The sequence below is a fragment of the Brevundimonas sp. genome, from assembly GCF_016463485.1.
Lineage (GTDB): Bacteria > Pseudomonadota > Alphaproteobacteria > Caulobacterales > Caulobacteraceae > Brevundimonas.
The window spans coordinates 1-15,787 of sequence record NZ_JAEMRD010000074.1 but is presented as its reverse complement, the minus strand read 5'-3'; the positions used below and the strand labels follow the sequence as shown (position 1 = coordinate 15,787).

The window sequence follows — 15,787 nt, the reverse complement described above, 5'->3', positions numbered from 1 at the left end:
AAGGGCGAGGGTCTGGGCAACCAGTTCCTGGCCAATATCCGCGACTGCGACGCCGTGGCTTTCGTCGCCCGCTGCTTCGTCGATGACGACATCACCCATGTCGAGAACCGCATCGATCCGATCTCGGACCTCGACATCATCGAAACCGAACTGATGCTGGCCGACCTGGAAAGCCTCGAGAAGCGGGTCGTCAACGTCGAGAAGAAGGCCAAGGGCGGCGACAAGGAGGCCCAGACCACCCTGCGCCTGATCAACATGGCACTGACGCCGCTCCGTGCCGGCAAGCCCGCCCGTGTCGTCGAGGTGTCCAAGGAGGACGAGAAGGCCTGGCACATGCTGCAGCTGCTGACCTCCCTGCCCGCCCTCTACGTCGCCAACGTCGATGAGGCCTCGGCCGACAAGGGTAATGAACTGTCCGACCTGGTCGCCAAACGCGCCGCCGAGGACAATGCCAATTCGGTCGTCATCTCGGCCAAGATCGATTCCGAACTGGCCGTGCTGGACGCCGAGGAACAGGCCGAGTTCCTGGAAAGCCTGGGTCTGGCCGAGCCGGGCCTGAACCGCCTGATCCGCGAGGCCTATGCCCTGCTGGGTCTGCAGTCCTATTTCACGGTCGGCCCCAAGGAAGCCCGCGCCTGGACCATCCACGTCGGCGACACGGCACCGCAAGCCGCCGGCGTCATCCACACCGACTTCGAAAAGGGCTTCATCCGCGCCGAGACCGTCGCCTACGACGACTATGTCGCGTTCAAGGGCGAGGCCAAGGCCCGCGAGGCCGGCAAGCTGCGCGCCGAGGGCAAGGCCTACGTCGTCAAGGACGGCGACGTGATGAACTTCCTGTTCAGCTAGCCGCGCGTCAGGTGGGCGGCGGCGCCACCTGGGCTACTTCGCCCAGGGTCGTGCATTTGTGCAGCTTTACGGTCGTGTCGCCACGATCCAGCCAGGTCAGGGCGAGGATATCGCCGACGACGGTCATCTGGACCCGCTCGTTGCGGGCCGCGCCTTCGGACTGGCACTGAAGCGCGGCCTGATGGCCGTTGGCCGTCTCACTGATCGAGGCGATGTGGCAGCTGTTCTCGTAACCCTCGAAGCGGACCGGGGTGATTTCGATCGGCCGGCGCTCGCCCTGGGGTGCCGCGCACCACGACACGTCGGCGGCCCAGCGGCCGACGAAGCTGGCGGGACCCGTCCCGGGCGGACGGGTGTCCGATGAGCCCGTGGCCTTGGGCGCTATGCGATCCTCGTCACGTAGCGGTGCGGCCGGCTCGGTCGGCGGATTGACCTCGGCCCGTTCACAGGCGGCGAGGGTCATGATGGCGGAGAACAGCAGGAGATGGCGCATCCTGCTGTAACGCTTGGCCCTCGCGCTTGTTCAGTCCGAAAGACGTGTCCCTACTGCCGCGCGGCGTCGCTTTCCTTGCGCAGGGCGGCGAATTCCGAGCCCGGCTTCCACTGCGGCCAGGCAGTTTCGTTGGCGACCTCCTGGCCCAGGCGATACAGCAGGGTCAGGTTCTGGATGGCGGCGGTGAAGTCGTAGTCGGCGCGCCATTCATCGTCGAGCTTGTGGTAATACTGGGCCATCTGGGCCTGGTAGTAGGGCCGTCCGACCTCTTCGCCGCCCTCGACGAAATCAACGCCGGTCCAGGGCATCAGGGCGGGCACGCCGCCGACTGCGAAGTTGAAGTGGTCCGAGCGGTAGTAGAAGCCTTGGGCCGGTTCACCGTCCCCGACCACGCCGCCGTCCCGCCCGGCCGCCGCCGCCAGGCGAGCCAGGTCATCCTCCAGCATGGACTTGCCGATGCCGAACAGGGCGATCGATCGGGTCGCGGGGGTGAAGGGCAACATGTCGATGTTGATGTCGGCCGCCGTCTTCTCCAGCGGATAGACGGGATGGGTGGCGTACCATTCCGAGCCCAGCAGACCCTGTTCCTCGGCCGTCACATGCAGGAAGACGACGGTGCGTTCGGGCGGCGGGCCGGCCTTGAAGGCGCGCGCCATCTCGAGCACGCCGGAGGTGCCCGAAGCGTTGTCCCAGGCCCCGTTGAAGATGCGGTCGCCGTTGGCGTCGGGATCGGCGGCGGTGCCGACGTGATCCCAGTGGGCGGAATAGACCAGGACCTCATCTGGCCGTTCGGAGCCCGGAATCTTGGCCAGCAGGTTGTTGGAATGGATGACCTCGGCGGTCTCGGCGATATCGAGGCTGATCTTGATGCCGCTGTCGTGAGCCTTGAAGGTGCCGCCCTGTTTGGCCATGGCGACCAGGGCCTCCATGTCTCCGCCCTGTTCGACCGCCATGGGGGCTGCGATGTCCATGGTCATGACGCCCTGAAAGGCGGTCTCATGCGCGCCCACCAGGGTCATGCGGGGCCGGTTGCCGCCGCGCATCCCACGCCCGCCGGTCACGGGATACAGGGTGATGATCCCGACGGCACCGCGCTTGAGCGCCTCATTCGTCTTGTGGGTGCCCGAACCGTAGAAATTGGGATCGGCACCGAAGGCCTCGGGCTGGCCGCCCAGAACCACGACCAGCTTGCCGGTCAGGTCGATGTCGCCATAGTCGTCCCAGTTCCGCTCGGGGGCCACGACGCCATAGCCGGCGAACACCATGGGGACGTTGTCGAGCTTGACCAGGCCTTCACCGGCCCCGGCCCGCAGCGCCATTCCGGTCTCGATGGTGTGGGCGACGCCCTCGCGACCGGTCCAGGTGACGACCGGTGGGCGGGTCGGGGTCAGGCGCAGAAGCTCGACGGGTTGCAGCCACTGACCGTCCGGCCCGCCGGGTTCCAGCCCCATGGCCTCATACTGGGCCTGGAGATAGTCCAGGGTCATCTTCTCCCCGACCTTGCCCGGGAACCGTCCCTCCAGACTGTCGTCGGCCAGGTATTTGATGTGGTCGGACAGGCGTTCGGCCGAGAAGTCCTGGGCGGTGGCGGGCAGGGCCACGAGCAGCAGCGCCGAGGCGGCGACGCCGCAGAGGATACGACCGAACATCATGGGGCTCCGAAAGAATGGCCGTCACAATAGGCGGAGCGCGGACGCCCCGCCCATTACGTTTTTGTCACCTTATCTGCGCTGATCGGCGGAAGGCGCGCGGGCGGGGCCGAACTCCGACGCCGGCTTCCACTGGGGCCAGTCGCGGCTGTCGGCCAGGGCGCGGCCGATGGAATAATAGACCGACAGGTCCTCGATCTGACCGCCATAGTCCCAGTCGGCGGACCATTCGTCGTCGGCCTGATGATAACGTTTGTTGGTATATTCGTCGCGGGCGGCGATCCGGGCGGCGATGGGTTCGTCGCGGAAGTTGCCGCCGCTCTCGGCATAGGCCATGGGCACCCCCTGCTTGGCCAGGGGGAAGTGGTCGGAGCGGAAATAGTAGCCGGCCTGGGTATTGGCATCGGGCTCGATCACCCGGCCCTGGGCGGCGGCGGCGGCCGTGATCCGCTCGTCGAAGTCGGACTGGCCTGCGCCGATTACGCTCATCGCCGTGGTCCGGCCATAGACATTGGCCGAGTCCATGTTGAAGCCGCCGACCGTGGTGGCGAGCGGATATAGCGGGTTCGCCGCATAGTATTCCGAGCCCAGCAGACCGCTTTCCTCGGCGGTGAAGCTGAGCATCACGATCGAGCGCTGGGTGCGCGGGGCGGCGGCATAGATCCGCGCCAGCTCCAGCAGGCCCGCCGTGCCCGAGGCGTTGTCGACTGCGCCGTTGAAGATAGCGTCTCCGTTCGCATCAGGCTGGCCGATGCCGATGTGGTCCCAGTGGGCGGTGTAGAGGAGGGTCTCGTCCGGGTGGGTGGTCCCCTCCAGGCGGGCGACGACATTGTGGCTCTGGATCGAGGTCTGATCCAGGTCGAACATCCCGCTGAAGCCGGCACCGGGCAGCTCGACCGGCCGGAAGTCACGGCTGCGGGCCTGGCGTTTCAGGGCCTCGAAATCCAGACCGGCGTGCTGGAACAGCTGGACTGCGACGTCGCGCTGGATCCAGGCTTCCATCGGTACGCGGGCGCCGGAAGGATCAGCGCGTTCGATGTCGAACTGGGGCTGGGTCCAGGAGTTGCGAACGGTGGCCCAGCCGTAGGACGCGGGGGCATCCTCGTGCACGATCAGGACGCCGGCCGCGCCCTGGCGGGCCGCCTCCTCGTACTTGTAGGTCCAGCGCCCGTAGTAGGTCATGGCCTTGCCGTTGAAGGTGTCGAGCGACGCGACCTCGAAGTCGGCGTCGTTGATGAGCACCACCAGGATCTTGCCCTTCAGGTCCATGCCCTTGAAGTCGTTCCAGTTCCGCTCGGGCGCGGTGATGCCGTAGCCGACGAAGACCAGGGGCGCGTTCATTATCATCACATGGCCCGACGCGTTCGGCAGCCGGGTGGAGGCGACGATCTGCTCGCCCTGAACCAGCGGCAGTTCCCAGTCGCCGACCTTCAGGCCGGCCTCCAGGTTCGACACCGCGAACCGGTTCAGGGTCACGCCCTGCGTCCACAGCCGCGAGCCGTCCGGCTGTAGATCACCGCCGGGGGCGAAGCCCGCCGCCGCATACTGTTCGCTCAGATACTTGACCGTCTTGGCCTCGGCCGGGGTCGCGATGCCGCGCCCCTCATAGCTGTCGTCGGACAGGATGCGGATGTGTTCCGACAGGCGCGCAGGATCGAAGCCCGGGTCGGTCTGGGCGAACGCAAGGGACGAGAGGGCGGTGGCGGTCAGGAGGGCGGCGAACGACAGGGACAGACGCATGGGAACTCCACTCGGACGGGGGTGAACAGACCCTATTCAGCAGAGGTGGGACTGTCACGGCTTCCTTCTCATACAGCGGCGACCCCTCTCCCATCGGGAGAGAGAGCGAGCACGAAAAAGCCCGCCGGATTTTACCGGCGGGCTCGATCGGTTCGGTCGGCATCTGCCCCTAGTGGGCGATGCCCTTCCAGATGCGGCGATAGCTGACGTAGGTGATGCCGGTGAACAGCAGCAGGAAGGCCAGCACACCGAAACCGGCCTGTTTGCGTTCGACCGCGTGGGGCTCTGAAGCCCAGGCGATGAAGGCGGAAACGTCCTTGGCCATCTGGTCCTTCGAGGCGACGGTGCCGTCGTCGTAGGTGACCAGGCCGTCGGAGGCCAGCGGGTTTGGCATGGCGATGAAGCCACCCGGCGGTACATGGGCACCTTGAGGCATGAACGGCGTCAGGTCGCCAGCCATATAGGCGTTGTAGTGCTGGGTAGACGTCATCTTCAGCCCGGCGGGCGGCGTGTCGTAGCCGGTCAGCAGCGAGTAGATGTAGTTCGCGCCACCGTGACGGGCCTTGGCCATGACCGACAGGTCGGGCGGAGCAGCCCCGCCGTTGGCGGCGGCGGCGGCGGTGTGGTTCGGATAGGGCGACGGGAACTTGTCCGCCGCGATGCCCGGACGCATCATCGATTCACCGGTCTCGGTGTCGATCGCGGCAACCTGGGCCTCGGCCGCGATGGCCTTGACGAAGCGGTTGGCGGCCGGGTTCTCGGCGTGCTCGTCGTAGAACGGCCCGCCCGGGATGCCCAGGTCGCGGAAGTGCAGCAGGTTCATCGAGTGGCAGGCCGCACAGACCTCGCGGTAAACCTTGTAGCCGCGTTGCAGCTGGGCCTGATCGAAGGTGCCGAACGGACCCTCGAACGAGAAGCCCGGCTCCTTCATGTGGTGGGCGCCGCCCTCGGCCAGGGCCGGGGCCGCAGCGACAGTCAGGCCGGCGACGGCCGCGACCAGGGCGATGGTTTTACGGATAGAAAGCGTCATCACGCTCAGCCCTTCTTTTCGGCTTGGGCGGGAACGAGGCCGGACATCGTGGCCGGGTGCGACAGCACCGGTTCCGAGATCGAGGCCGGGATTGGCAACGGCGTCTCCTTCAGTCCCACCAGCGGCAGGATGATGAAGAAGAAGGCGAAGTAGTAGGCGGTGAACAGGCGCGTCAGCCACAGATAGGAGTTCAGGTCGCCGTCGATCAGAGTGAAGGTCTTGAACGATCCGATCACCGGGGCGTCGGGCAGTTGCCCCCCGCACCAGCCCAGACCCAGGCCGACGAACACGAAGATGAAGAAGAAGGCGCGCATGGTCGGGCGATAGCGCATCGAGCGCACCCGCGACGTGTCCAGCCAGGGCAGGATGAACAGGACGCCGATCGAGCCAAACATGGCCACCACGCCGCCGAACTTGTCGGGGATGGCGCGCAGGATGGCGTAGAAGGGCAGCATGTACCACTCGGGCACGATGTGCGCGGGCGTCTGGAGCGGGTTGGCCGGGATGTAGTTGTCGGCGTGGCCCAGGGCGTCCGGCATGAAGAAGACGAAGGTCGAGAACAGGATCAGGAACAGCAGGACCGCGAACCCGTCCTTGACCGTGTAGTACGGGTGGAAGGGGATCATGTCCTTGGCCTGGCGATCCTTGGGGATCAGGATCCCGACCGGATTGTTCTGGCCCGAGGTGTGCAGCGCCCACAGGTGAAGCACGACCACGCCGAAGATCACGAACGGCAGCAGGTAGTGCAGCGAGAAGAAGCGGTTCAGCGTCGCATTGTCGATGGCAGGACCACCGCGCAGCCAGATCAGGATCGGCTCGCCGATCAGCGGGATGGCCCCGATCAGGTTGGTGATGACCTCGGCACCCCAGTAGGACATCTGGCCCCACGGCAGGACGTAGCCCAGGAAGGCGGTGGCGATCATCAGGAAGAAGATCACGCAGCCCAGGATCCAGATCATCTCCCGCGGTGCCTTGTAGCTGCCGTAGTAGAGGCAGCGCAGCATGTGCAGGTAGACCGCGATGAAGAACATCGAGGCCCCGTTGGCGTGAATGAAACGGATCAGCCAGCCGCCGTTGACATCACGCATGATGCGCTCGACCGAGGCAAAGGCCAGTTCGGTGTTGGGCGTATAGTGCATGGCCAGCACGATGCCGGTCGCGATCTGGATCACCAGGCACAGCGTCAGGATGCCGCCGAAGGTGTACCAGTAGTTCAGGTTCTTGGGCGTCGGCAGCGACAGATAGTCAGCGCCGAAACGCACGATCGGAAGACGCGTGTCGAGCCACTTCTCGACGCCGGTCTTGGGGACATAGGTAGACGGATGTTCGCTCATCGGTGCTGCTTTCAGCCGATCTTGATCGTGGAGCCGGCCGTGAACTCATAGTCAGGAACGACCAGGTTCTTGGGCGCGGGGCCTTTGCGGATACGTCCGGCGGCGTCGTAGTGCGAGCCGTGGCAGGGGCAGAACCAGCCGCCGAAGTCGCCGGTGCCGAACGTCGGGATACAGCCCAGGTGGGTGCAGGACCCGATCACGACCAGCATGGGTTCGTGGCCCGGCTTGGTGCGTTCGGCGTCGGTCTGGGGTTCCTTCAGGTCGCCGGCGTTGTCGTCGGCCTTGACCCTGGCGATCTCGGCGGCGGTGCGATTACGCACGAACACCGGCTTGCCCTGCCAGGTGATCACGACCTGCTGGCCCTCGGCGACCTTGGATGTGTCGAACTCGATCGTCGACAGCGCCAGGGTGTCGGCGGCGGGGTTCATCTGGTTCACCAGCGGCCAGACCGCCATCACGCCCGCGCCGACGGCCATGGCCCCGGCAGCGATGTGGATGAAGTCGCGGCGGGTGGCGTCATCGCCATCCGGCCCATGAGCGCCGTCATTCGTTACGACCGGTTCGGCCACGTCTCACCTCTAAAGTCCCGGCCTCGACCCCTGGGAGCGGGGCCGTCGTCCGGTTGCGATCCTGATAGCGGAACCTGATCCGACTTGGGCGGCCCGGCTTTGCGGCTCATCGCCGCAAGGCGCTGTCGTTTCTTGCGAAACAGTCGCATTTCGGGTCGCGACAAGCCCCCGGGCCGCGCGTATGAGGGCCTTAGAATGCGTCTCGCCCTTTTTCAACCGGACATCCCGCAGAATGTCGGCGCCTGTATCCGGCTGACCGCCTGTTTCGGCGTGGAACTGCACGTCATTGAGCCTGTGGGCTTCGATTTCGGCGACCGCAGCCTGAAGCGCGCGGCCCTCGACTACGGCCCGCTGGGCCATATGACGCGGCATCCGGACTGGGAGGCGTTCGAGCGCGAGCGGGGTCCGGGGCGGCTGGTGCTGTTCACGACAAAGGGGGCCGAGAGCCTCGACGGGTTCACGTTCCGGCCCGACGATACCCTGTTGTTCGGACGCGAGACGGCCGGCGTCCCCGACACGGTCCACGACGTCGCCGACGCCCGCGTCTTCATTCCGATTCGCCCCGAGACGCGGTCTCTGAACCTGTCGGTCAGTGCCGGGATCGGTCTGTGGGAAGCGATGCGGCAGACCACGGGTGTCGCTTCCCAAAAATGACGGGGATGGGCGGCGGTTCGGCATTGACGGCCAATAGTCGCGATGCCTACCTGAACTCATGAATTACCGTTCGATGAAGCGTCAGCTGTTGCCGGCCTTGGTCACGGTGTTTCTTTTGGCGACCGGTCCCGTCGAGGCCCAGGAGCCGATCCTGGACGTGCACGTCCACGCCCTGGCCGCCGACGATCAGGGGCCGCCCCCTTTGGCGATGTGCACCCCGATCGATCCCATGCCGACGTGGGATCAAAGGCAGCCCTTCATGGCCGCCTTCATCGAAATGTTCAAAAATCCCGCCTGCGCCGATCCGATCTGGTCCCCTATGACCGACGAAGCGCTGATGACCCAGACCCTGGAGATCATGCAGCGGCGCAACATCATCGGCGTCGTCACCGGGACGAGCGCCATGGTGAGGCGATGGCGCACGGCCTCGCCTGAACGGGTTCTGCCCAGTCTTATGCCGGATTTCCCGGTGAGCCGTAGCCTGAACTCAGAACTGGCGCGCGCGAAGGCGGACGGTGCCATCACCGTCCTAGGCGAACTGGGCTTTCAATATGAGGGCATCAGCCCTGACGATGCGCGTCTGGAGCCGATCTGGGCTGCGGCCGAGGCCAACGACATCCCCGTCGCCATCCATGTCGGACCGGGACCGCCCGGCGTCGCCTATTTCCCCGGCCTGGGATATCGCGCCCGCCTGTCCAGCCCGCTTCTGCTGGAGGACGTGCTGGTCAAACATCCCAAACTGCGGATCAACGTCATGCACGCGGGCTATCCTATGCTGGATGACACCCTGGCCCTGCTCTACGCCCATCCGCAGGTCTATCTGGACACCGGTGTGATCGTCTACACCCAGCCCCGTCCGGCCTTCTATCGCTATCTCCAAACCCTTGTGGACGCTGGCTTCGGAAAGCGGATCATGTTCGGCTCGGACCAGATGGTATGGCCCGGCACGATCGAACGCGGCATCGCGGTGATCGAGGAGGCCCCCTTCCTGAGCCACGAACAGAAGCGCGACATCCTCTACAACAACGCCGCCCGCTTCCTGAGGCTCGACGAGGCTACAATAGTCCGTCACCGGGCAATGGGCGGCCTGAACTGATCCCTGGATCAGGGCGGTGGTCGGACCAAGGGAAGGATTGAGGCAGACGATGGCGGAAGGCCTTGGCCCGGACGTAGGTCACGCTGTCGGGCATCGCTTCATCTCTCACGACGAGACCGGGTCGCGCCCTCCTGGCTGCTGCGCAGCCTGTCCTCCCCGCGCGCCTTCGCGCCCGGAGAGGTGATCCCTATTTGGCGTTCACCGCCATCCCCGGCCGTTCGCCGGCCTTCGACGCCGCCACCGACTCAACCGCCCGCATCACGCGCAGCATGTTCTCGCCGGCGATCTTGCGGATGTCCGCCTCGGTCCAGCCGGCCTGCATCAGGGCGGCCAGCAGCGCGGGATAGGTCTCAACGCCGGTAAGTCCGTCCGGCAGGGCGTCCACCCCGTCGAAATCGCCACCCAGACCGACGTGATCGATCCCGGCGACCTCGCGGACGTGCTGGATGTGGGCGACGACGTCGGCGATGGCGGCGCGGGGTATCGGATGGGCCTCGGTCCAGGCCGTAAGGCCCGCTGTCACGGCATCGGGCGCGCCAGGGTTCAGGGCCTTGAGCCGAGCATCCTCGGCGGCCCGGTCCGCGTTCCAGGCGCGGACGGTCTCGCTGACGAAGCCGGGCACGAAGGTGACCATGACGATCCCGCCGTCCTGGGGCATCAGACGCAGCACGCTGTCGGGCACATTGCGCGGATGCCCCGTCACGGCCCGCGCCGAAGAGTGGGAGAAGATCACCGGGGCGTCGGACACCCGCAGGGCGTCCAGCATGGTGTCTTCCGACACATGGCTGAGGTCGACCATCATGCCGAGGCGGTTCATCTCCCTGACCACCGCCTCTCCGAACGGATTGAGCCCGCCCCATTTCGGCGCGTCGGTCGCGCTGTCGGCCCAGGTCGTCGTCTTCGAGTGGGTCAGGGTCATGTAGCGGGCCCCGGCCGCATGGAACTGACGCAGCAGGCCCAGCGAATCGTCGATCGAATAGCCGCCCTCCATCCCCATCAGGCTGGCGATCTTTCCCGCGCGATGGATGCGGACGATATCGTCAGCGGTGGTGGCCAGCTCGAAGGCGTCGGGATGGGCCGCGACGATGCGGCGCACCGTGTCGATCTGCTCGAAGGTCTCGCGCGCCGCCTCGGTGGGGGTCAGGACCGCAGGCACATAGACGGACCAGAGCTGGGCCCCGACGCCGCCGGTGCGCAGGCGCGGGATGTCGGTGTGCAGGCCCGTCGCCGTCAGGTCCGTGGCCAGATCGACCGCATAGGGGTCGTTGCCGTGATCCTCGCGCAGCGCCCACGGCAGGTCGTTGTGGCCATCGATCAGGGGGGTGGTTCGCAGGATCGCCCGCACCCTCGCCTCTCCTGCAGCATTGGATTGCGCCGTATCGGTCTGGGCCTGGGCGGTCGACACGACGGCCAGGGACACGGCGGCGACAAGCAGGGATCGGATCATAAGGGGGCTCTCCAGTGCGATCGCGATAGTGACGCCGCCGTCGGAGGCGTCAACGCGGACGGTCTGTAAGACCCCGTTCACCATGCCGCTAAACCGCGCTGAAACGGGGCGGGGCGCAGGGTGGCGGCTGCGATCGTCACGTGCGGCGATCGACACGGGAGACGTGCATGTCGGGTTCGCTCAAGGTCGAGATCATCAAGGCGGACGAACTGACGCCCGCCGACATCGATCTGTGGCGCGCCATGGTGGACGGCAACCCCGATCTGGCCAGCCCCTATTTCCGTCCCGAGTTCACCCAGGTCGCGGGCGCGATCAGCCCCCAGGCGGCGGTGGCGGTGTTCCAGAGGGCAGGCAGCATTGTCGGCTTCTTCCCGCACCAGCGGCGGGGCGGCACGATCCAGCCCCTGGCCGCGCCCATGAACGACTATCACGGCGTCATCGCCCATGCCTGTCAGACGCCGTCGCTGGAGCAGGTGGCGGTCCTGCTGGACGCACCGCGCCTGCGGGTCGGGGCCTGGGTCGGCCCGGCGGTTCAGGGCGAGGATCGCGAGACCCTGATGGTCTCCATGCCCGACGCGGGCTATGCCGCCTGGTACGCCGAACGCCGCCAGACCTGGGCCAAATACTACAAGGACAAGGAACGGGCGCGGCGCAGCCTGGCGGCCGAACTGGGCGAGGTGCGGGTCGAGCGTGACCTGCGCGATCCGGCCCTGCTGGACCAGCTTATCGGGCTGAAACGCGACCAGTACCGCCGCACCGGGCGTCACGACATATTCGCCTGCGGCTGGACCGCCGAGCTGCTGCACGGCCTGCTCCAGACCCACGGACAGGACGACTTCGGGGCCTCGATGGCGGCGATGTGGGCGGGCGGAAAGCTGGTGGCGGTCGAGTATTCGCTGCACGCGGGCGACCGCTATCACTTCTGGTTCCCGGTCTATGAGCCCAGTTTGGCGCGCTGTTCGCCGGGCATCCTGCTGAGCATGGACACGATGCGGCTGGCCTCGGACGCCGGGTACCGGGTGTTCGACTTCGGCTTCGGGGGCGAGGGCTACAAGAAATATTTCTGCGACCGCAGCCAGACGGTGCGCGAGGCCCTGGTTATGCGGCCGGGCCTGGCGACAGGCCTGAGCAACGCCGCCGTCGGCATCCTGAACACGGCGGGCAAGTCGCGGGGCGACAGGCTGCGCACCTCGATGCGTCGCCGCTGGGCCGCGATCGAGGCCTGCGAGACTACGCCGGTCAGCCGCTTCCGCGGAGCCCTGGGCGCGGCCCAGGTGGCCCTGAACAAGGGGGCCGAACGCACCGCCGAACGTCTGGCCGAACCCCGGGTCACGGGCTGAGAGACACGACCATGAAACGCACCCGCTATCCCGGCCCGATCACCGAGGCGAAGAAGCATCCCCACAGCCTGGTCGAGCAGGGCTTCGCCACCGACGAGGCCCTGGCCGAGATCCTGCATCGCTATCCGGCCGAGCATATCGACATCAATCTGTACGACTATGACGACGAGGGTCAGGTCAGCATGCGCACCGGCGCGCGCGGCGGCCTGCCGGGCGACAAGCTGCTGGAGGCCATCCAGGCCGGTCGTCTATGGGTCAATCTGAGGAAGGCGGAGGTCGGTTGTCCCGAACTGTGGGCGGCCTCCATGGAGGAGTTCAGAAAGATCGAGGCGACCTATCCGGGGATGCGGGCCGTGACCAATGCGGGTCAGCTGATCATCTCGTCGCCGGTCGCCAGGGTGCCCTATCATTTCGACGCGGCGGGAGTGGTTCTGTTCCACCTGCGCGGACGCAAGCGAATCTATGTCTATCCGGGTGACGAGCGGCACCTGCCCGAGCACAATATGGAACAGGTCGTCGCGCGCCAGACCACCGAGGAACTGCCCTATACGCTGGCGTTCGAGCCCGACGCCCAGGTCATGGATCTGGAGCCCGGCGAGGCCCTGACCTGGCCGCTGTATGCGCCACACCGCGTCGACAATCTGGACAGGTTCTGCGTCTCCCTGTCGATGGAGTACCAGACCTGGTCGTCGCGGATGCGAAACGGCGCCCTCTATACCAATGCCGTGCTCCGCAGCCGGGGCGGGCGTCCGCGCCTGACCGACCGGATGGCCCCGCCGGAGCTGGCCGCGCGCTGGGCGGCGTCTCTGGCTCTGCGTCGGGTCGGGGGGCTGAAGAGCAAGATCGCCGACATCGAGCGCGACTTCGAGCCCGAGGTCGGCGCCGAGGACGGGGTCCGGGTCCTGCGAGCGTAGGGCTGTCAGGCCGGCGTCGCGCCCGCCTGTTTCGCCGCCCGCGTCGCCTCGTCGGGGGCCAGGACGCGGATGGCGGGCGTGACCGGATTGCCGGTCGCCTCGGCGATCAGTTCGGCTGTGCGGGTTTCGATGACCCCCTCCAGACGCGCCAGGAACTCGTCCTTGGGCAGGCCGGTGGGGATGGGATCGAGGAACTCCAGCGTTGCCGTGCCGGGGTGCTTCTCGTACTTCTCCTCGGGCCAGAACAGGCCGAGGTTGGTGGCCAGCGGGACCACGGTCATGTCGAAGTCCCGGTACATGTGCCAGACGCCCGAACGGTAGCGGTACTTCTCACCCACCTTGGCCAGATGCCCCTCGGGATAGATCAGGATCTTGCGGCCCTCGCGATGCGCGTCGAGGCCCCGGTGCTTGAGCGAGTCACGGGCCTCGCGACCGCCGCAGCTGTTGACGACTATGGCGCCCAGTTTGCGCAGCACGGTCCCCAGTAGCGGGAATTTCTCCAGATGGTCGCCGGTGACGAAGGCCAGGTCCTGGAACCGGTCATAGGTGGCGAAGCCGTCGCCCCAGCTCTGGTGCTTGGAGGCGATGATGAAGGCCCCGGTCGGGAGCTTGTCCTCACCCCGGTACTCGATGCGGATGCCGGCGAAGATGCGCATGGCCTGCACCATCCGCTTCACATAGCGACGGATGATCCAGGAGGTCGCACCGCGTCCCGGGGCGAGGGCCGCGAAGGCGGCAGCGGACGCATAGCCGATCGACAGGATCCAGTAGGCGACGTTGAAGGCGAAGGTGCGCATCAGATCCTTGGGCGCTAACGCTCGCGACGTGGTCGCTCGCTACTTGAGCGCGACTATCGCACGAAGTCGGAGGCGGTCACGCCGCCTTTTCGAGGTGTTCGCCGTTGGTGACCATGTTCCGGCCGCTGCGCTTGGAGGCGTAGAGAGCCTCGTCAGCGCGGTCGAGGAGCGATGATCCGCTCTCGCCCGGGTGGCGCGTCGCCAGGCCAGCCGAGATGGTCACGGCACCCAGTTCGTCATTGGTGGAGCGGCGGCGCAGGGCGCGCGAGCCGATCTCTTCGCGGATGGCATTGAGCGCGGTCTCGACGGTCGCCGAGCTTTCGCCCGGACAGATCACGGCGAACTCCTCGCCGCCGTAGCGGGCGGCGATACGGGGAGCCTTGGAGACCCGGCCGATGACGCTGGCCACATAGCGCAGCACCTGATCGCCGGTCTGGTGACCCCAGGTGTCGTTGAAGCGCTTGAAGTGGTCGATATCGAGGACGGCCAGGGTGAAGGGCTTCTTGGTCTTGTCCGACTCGACGCAGGCAGCCAGCAAAGCCTCGTCGAAGGATTTGCGGTTGCCCAGGTTCGTGAGGGCGTCGGTCATGGCGTCGCGGCGGACCTGTTCCAGGTGTTCGCGCAGACGGGCGACCTCCTTGGTCGAGGTCTCGAGACGGGTCTCCAGCGTCCGGTTCTCGCGCTGGACGCGGGTGGTGGCGTCGGTCAGGCCGGTGACCAGCCGCTTCAGGTCGGCGGGGTCGCCCGCAGCCTCGATGCTGGCCGAGGCCTCGGTCAGGGTCTCGCCGTAGTCGGCCTGGGACTGGCGGGCCTTGGCCAGGGCGGCGGAGACGCTGGACAGCTCGCGGTTCAGCACGGCGCCGGCGTCGCGGATCTCTTCGGACAGGCGGCCGCGCGGCAGGTATTCGGCGGCCAGCATCTCGGCCGTGCCCTCGGTGAAGCTGTCGGCGGCCCCCAGCAGGCGCGTCATCTCGCGGCCGAGGGGACCTTCGGGGTCACCGAGGTAGTGGATCCAGAGCTCGAAATTCAGAGGGGTCGGCCAGACGCCTGCGCTCTCCATCTCGGCCAACGCGCTGCGGGCGAGATTGAAGGCTTCGGGCCCCCTGAGTGCGGCTTCGACCTGCGTCGTCATAGAACGTCCCCGACGGCGTGCTTCTCACGCTCGCCGGGCAGACTATCCGGCGATCCGTAACACCGGGTTAAACGAGGCCGAAATGCACGGTCGCGTACACAGTCCTCAGCCCTTGATCAGGACCGGCCTGCGCAGGAAGGCCGGAACGTCGGCGCCGAAGCCCCTGCCCTCACGCGCCGGCTCAAGCTCGCGCTCTGGCTTGGTGCCGGGACGACGGTCAGACTGGCGCAGCTGGGGTTCCTGGGCGTCGCGGGCCGGTTTGGCAGCGACAGGTTCGGGGGCGGCCTCGACGACGGCAGGGGCCGCGACGGCTTCGACGGCCTGGGCCGGTTCAGCAGCGCGGGGCTTGCGGCTGCGGCTACGGGTGCGGCGTTCGGCGGGCTCGGCCTGGGGTGCAGGCTCGGTGGCGACGACGGTCTCGGCGACCGGCGCTTCGATGACGGCGGCGGTCTCGACAGCCTCGGCGGCCGGAGCCGTCTCGGGACGGCGCGAGCGGCCGCGGGCGGGGCGTTCGGCGCGGGCCTCGGTCGCGGCCTCGGGACGGACGCGACGGGCACCGCCGTCGGCCAGGTCGAGGTCCAGCTTGAGCTCGATCGGGTCCATCTTGATCAGCTTGAGGACCTTATCCAGCGACTTGTCGTCGCCGGGGGTCACGATCATGAAGGTCTGGCCCAGCTTGCCGGCCCGACCGGTGCGGCCGATGCGGTGGACGTAGTCGTCGGCGTGGTGCGAGACGTCGTAGT

15 protein-coding genes are annotated in these 15,787 nt (G+C 67.0%); 5 read left to right on the top strand and 10 right to left on the bottom strand.

What is annotated here, in order from left to right; translation table 11 throughout:
• The coding region (ychF, locus tag JHC99_RS11405) for a redox-regulated ATPase YchF (RefSeq protein WP_292154325.1) at window positions 1-849 on the top strand (849 nt) is incomplete at its 5' end.
• A 7-nt stretch (window positions 850-856) separates the two neighbouring features.
• Here the strand turns inward: ychF and JHC99_RS11400 are convergent.
• The 6 genes from JHC99_RS11400 to petA all read right to left on the bottom strand — a co-directional run bounded on the left by JHC99_RS11400 (window position 857) and on the right by petA (window position 7,664).
• Window positions 857-1,342: a hypothetical protein gene (locus JHC99_RS11400; RefSeq protein ID WP_292154323.1), complete on the bottom strand. Its 486-nt coding sequence runs from the start codon at window positions 1,340-1,342 to the stop codon at window positions 857-859.
• Window positions 1,343-1,392: 50 nt separating this feature from the next.
• The gene (locus JHC99_RS11395; protein ID WP_292154321.1) at window positions 1,393-2,991 is read right to left on the bottom strand and encodes a M28 family peptidase; all 1,599 of its coding nucleotides are present in this window, start codon (window positions 2,989-2,991) and stop codon (window positions 1,393-1,395) included.
• 72 nt (window positions 2,992-3,063) lie between these two features.
• The gene (locus tag JHC99_RS11390; RefSeq protein ID WP_292154320.1) at window positions 3,064-4,731 is read right to left on the bottom strand and encodes a M28 family metallopeptidase; all 1,668 of its coding nucleotides are present in this window, start codon (window positions 4,729-4,731) and stop codon (window positions 3,064-3,066) included.
• A gap of 169 nt (window positions 4,732-4,900) precedes the next feature.
• Window positions 4,901-5,761, bottom strand: coding sequence for a cytochrome c1 (locus tag JHC99_RS11385; RefSeq protein ID WP_292154318.1), 861 nt, complete (start codon window positions 5,759-5,761; stop codon window positions 4,901-4,903).
• 5 nt (window positions 5,762-5,766) lie between these two features.
• On the bottom strand, window positions 5,767-7,095 hold the full coding sequence (locus JHC99_RS11380) for a cytochrome b N-terminal domain-containing protein (RefSeq protein WP_292154317.1): 1,329 nt from the start codon (window positions 7,093-7,095) through the stop codon (window positions 5,767-5,769).
• 11 nt (window positions 7,096-7,106) lie between these two features.
• Complete coding sequence (gene petA, locus JHC99_RS11375) at window positions 7,107-7,664, bottom strand: ubiquinol-cytochrome c reductase iron-sulfur subunit (RefSeq protein ID WP_292154316.1); 558 nt, start codon at window positions 7,662-7,664, stop codon at window positions 7,107-7,109.
• A gap of 195 nt (window positions 7,665-7,859) precedes the next feature.
• Between petA and JHC99_RS11370 the strand changes: the two genes are divergently transcribed.
• Window positions 7,860-8,318, top strand: a complete 459-nt coding sequence (locus tag JHC99_RS11370; protein ID WP_292154315.1) for a tRNA (cytidine(34)-2'-O)-methyltransferase — start codon at window positions 7,860-7,862, stop codon at window positions 8,316-8,318.
• 73 nt (window positions 8,319-8,391) lie between these two features.
• Entirely contained in the window at window positions 8,392-9,414 is a 1,023-nt protein-coding gene (locus JHC99_RS11365) for an amidohydrolase family protein (protein WP_292154314.1), read from the top strand.
• Window positions 9,415-9,601: 187 nt separating this feature from the next.
• Here JHC99_RS11365 and JHC99_RS11360 read toward each other — a convergent pair whose 3' ends face one another.
• Complete coding sequence (locus JHC99_RS11360; RefSeq protein ID WP_292154313.1) at window positions 9,602-10,861, bottom strand: dipeptidase; 1,260 nt, start codon at window positions 10,859-10,861, stop codon at window positions 9,602-9,604.
• A gap of 167 nt (window positions 10,862-11,028) precedes the next feature.
• Here JHC99_RS11360 and JHC99_RS11355 point away from each other — a divergent pair, with 167 nt between their 5' ends.
• Window positions 11,029-12,201, top strand: a complete 1,173-nt coding sequence (locus JHC99_RS11355) for a GNAT family N-acetyltransferase (RefSeq protein ID WP_292154312.1) — start codon at window positions 11,029-11,031, stop codon at window positions 12,199-12,201.
• Between the two features lie 11 nt (window positions 12,202-12,212).
• Window positions 12,213-13,115 (top strand): transcriptional regulator, encoded by a 903-nt coding sequence (locus JHC99_RS11350; protein ID WP_292154311.1) that lies wholly within the window; start codon window positions 12,213-12,215, stop codon window positions 13,113-13,115.
• 5 nt (window positions 13,116-13,120) lie between these two features.
• On the opposite strand, the gene JHC99_RS11345 is transcribed toward JHC99_RS11350, so the two are convergent.
• The 3 genes from JHC99_RS11345 to JHC99_RS11335 form a co-directional block, all read right to left on the bottom strand.
• Window positions 13,121-13,912, bottom strand: coding sequence for a 1-acyl-sn-glycerol-3-phosphate acyltransferase (locus JHC99_RS11345; protein ID WP_292154310.1), 792 nt, complete (start codon window positions 13,910-13,912; stop codon window positions 13,121-13,123).
• A 76-nt stretch (window positions 13,913-13,988) separates the two neighbouring features.
• A complete protein-coding gene (locus JHC99_RS11340; RefSeq protein ID WP_292154309.1) occupies window positions 13,989-15,044 on the bottom strand; it encodes a diguanylate cyclase in 1,056 nt (351 codons plus the stop codon).
• Between the two features lie 105 nt (window positions 15,045-15,149).
• Window positions 15,150-15,787 (bottom strand): DEAD/DEAH box helicase (locus JHC99_RS11335; RefSeq protein WP_292154308.1); only part of this gene is annotated, 638 nt, incomplete at its 5' end.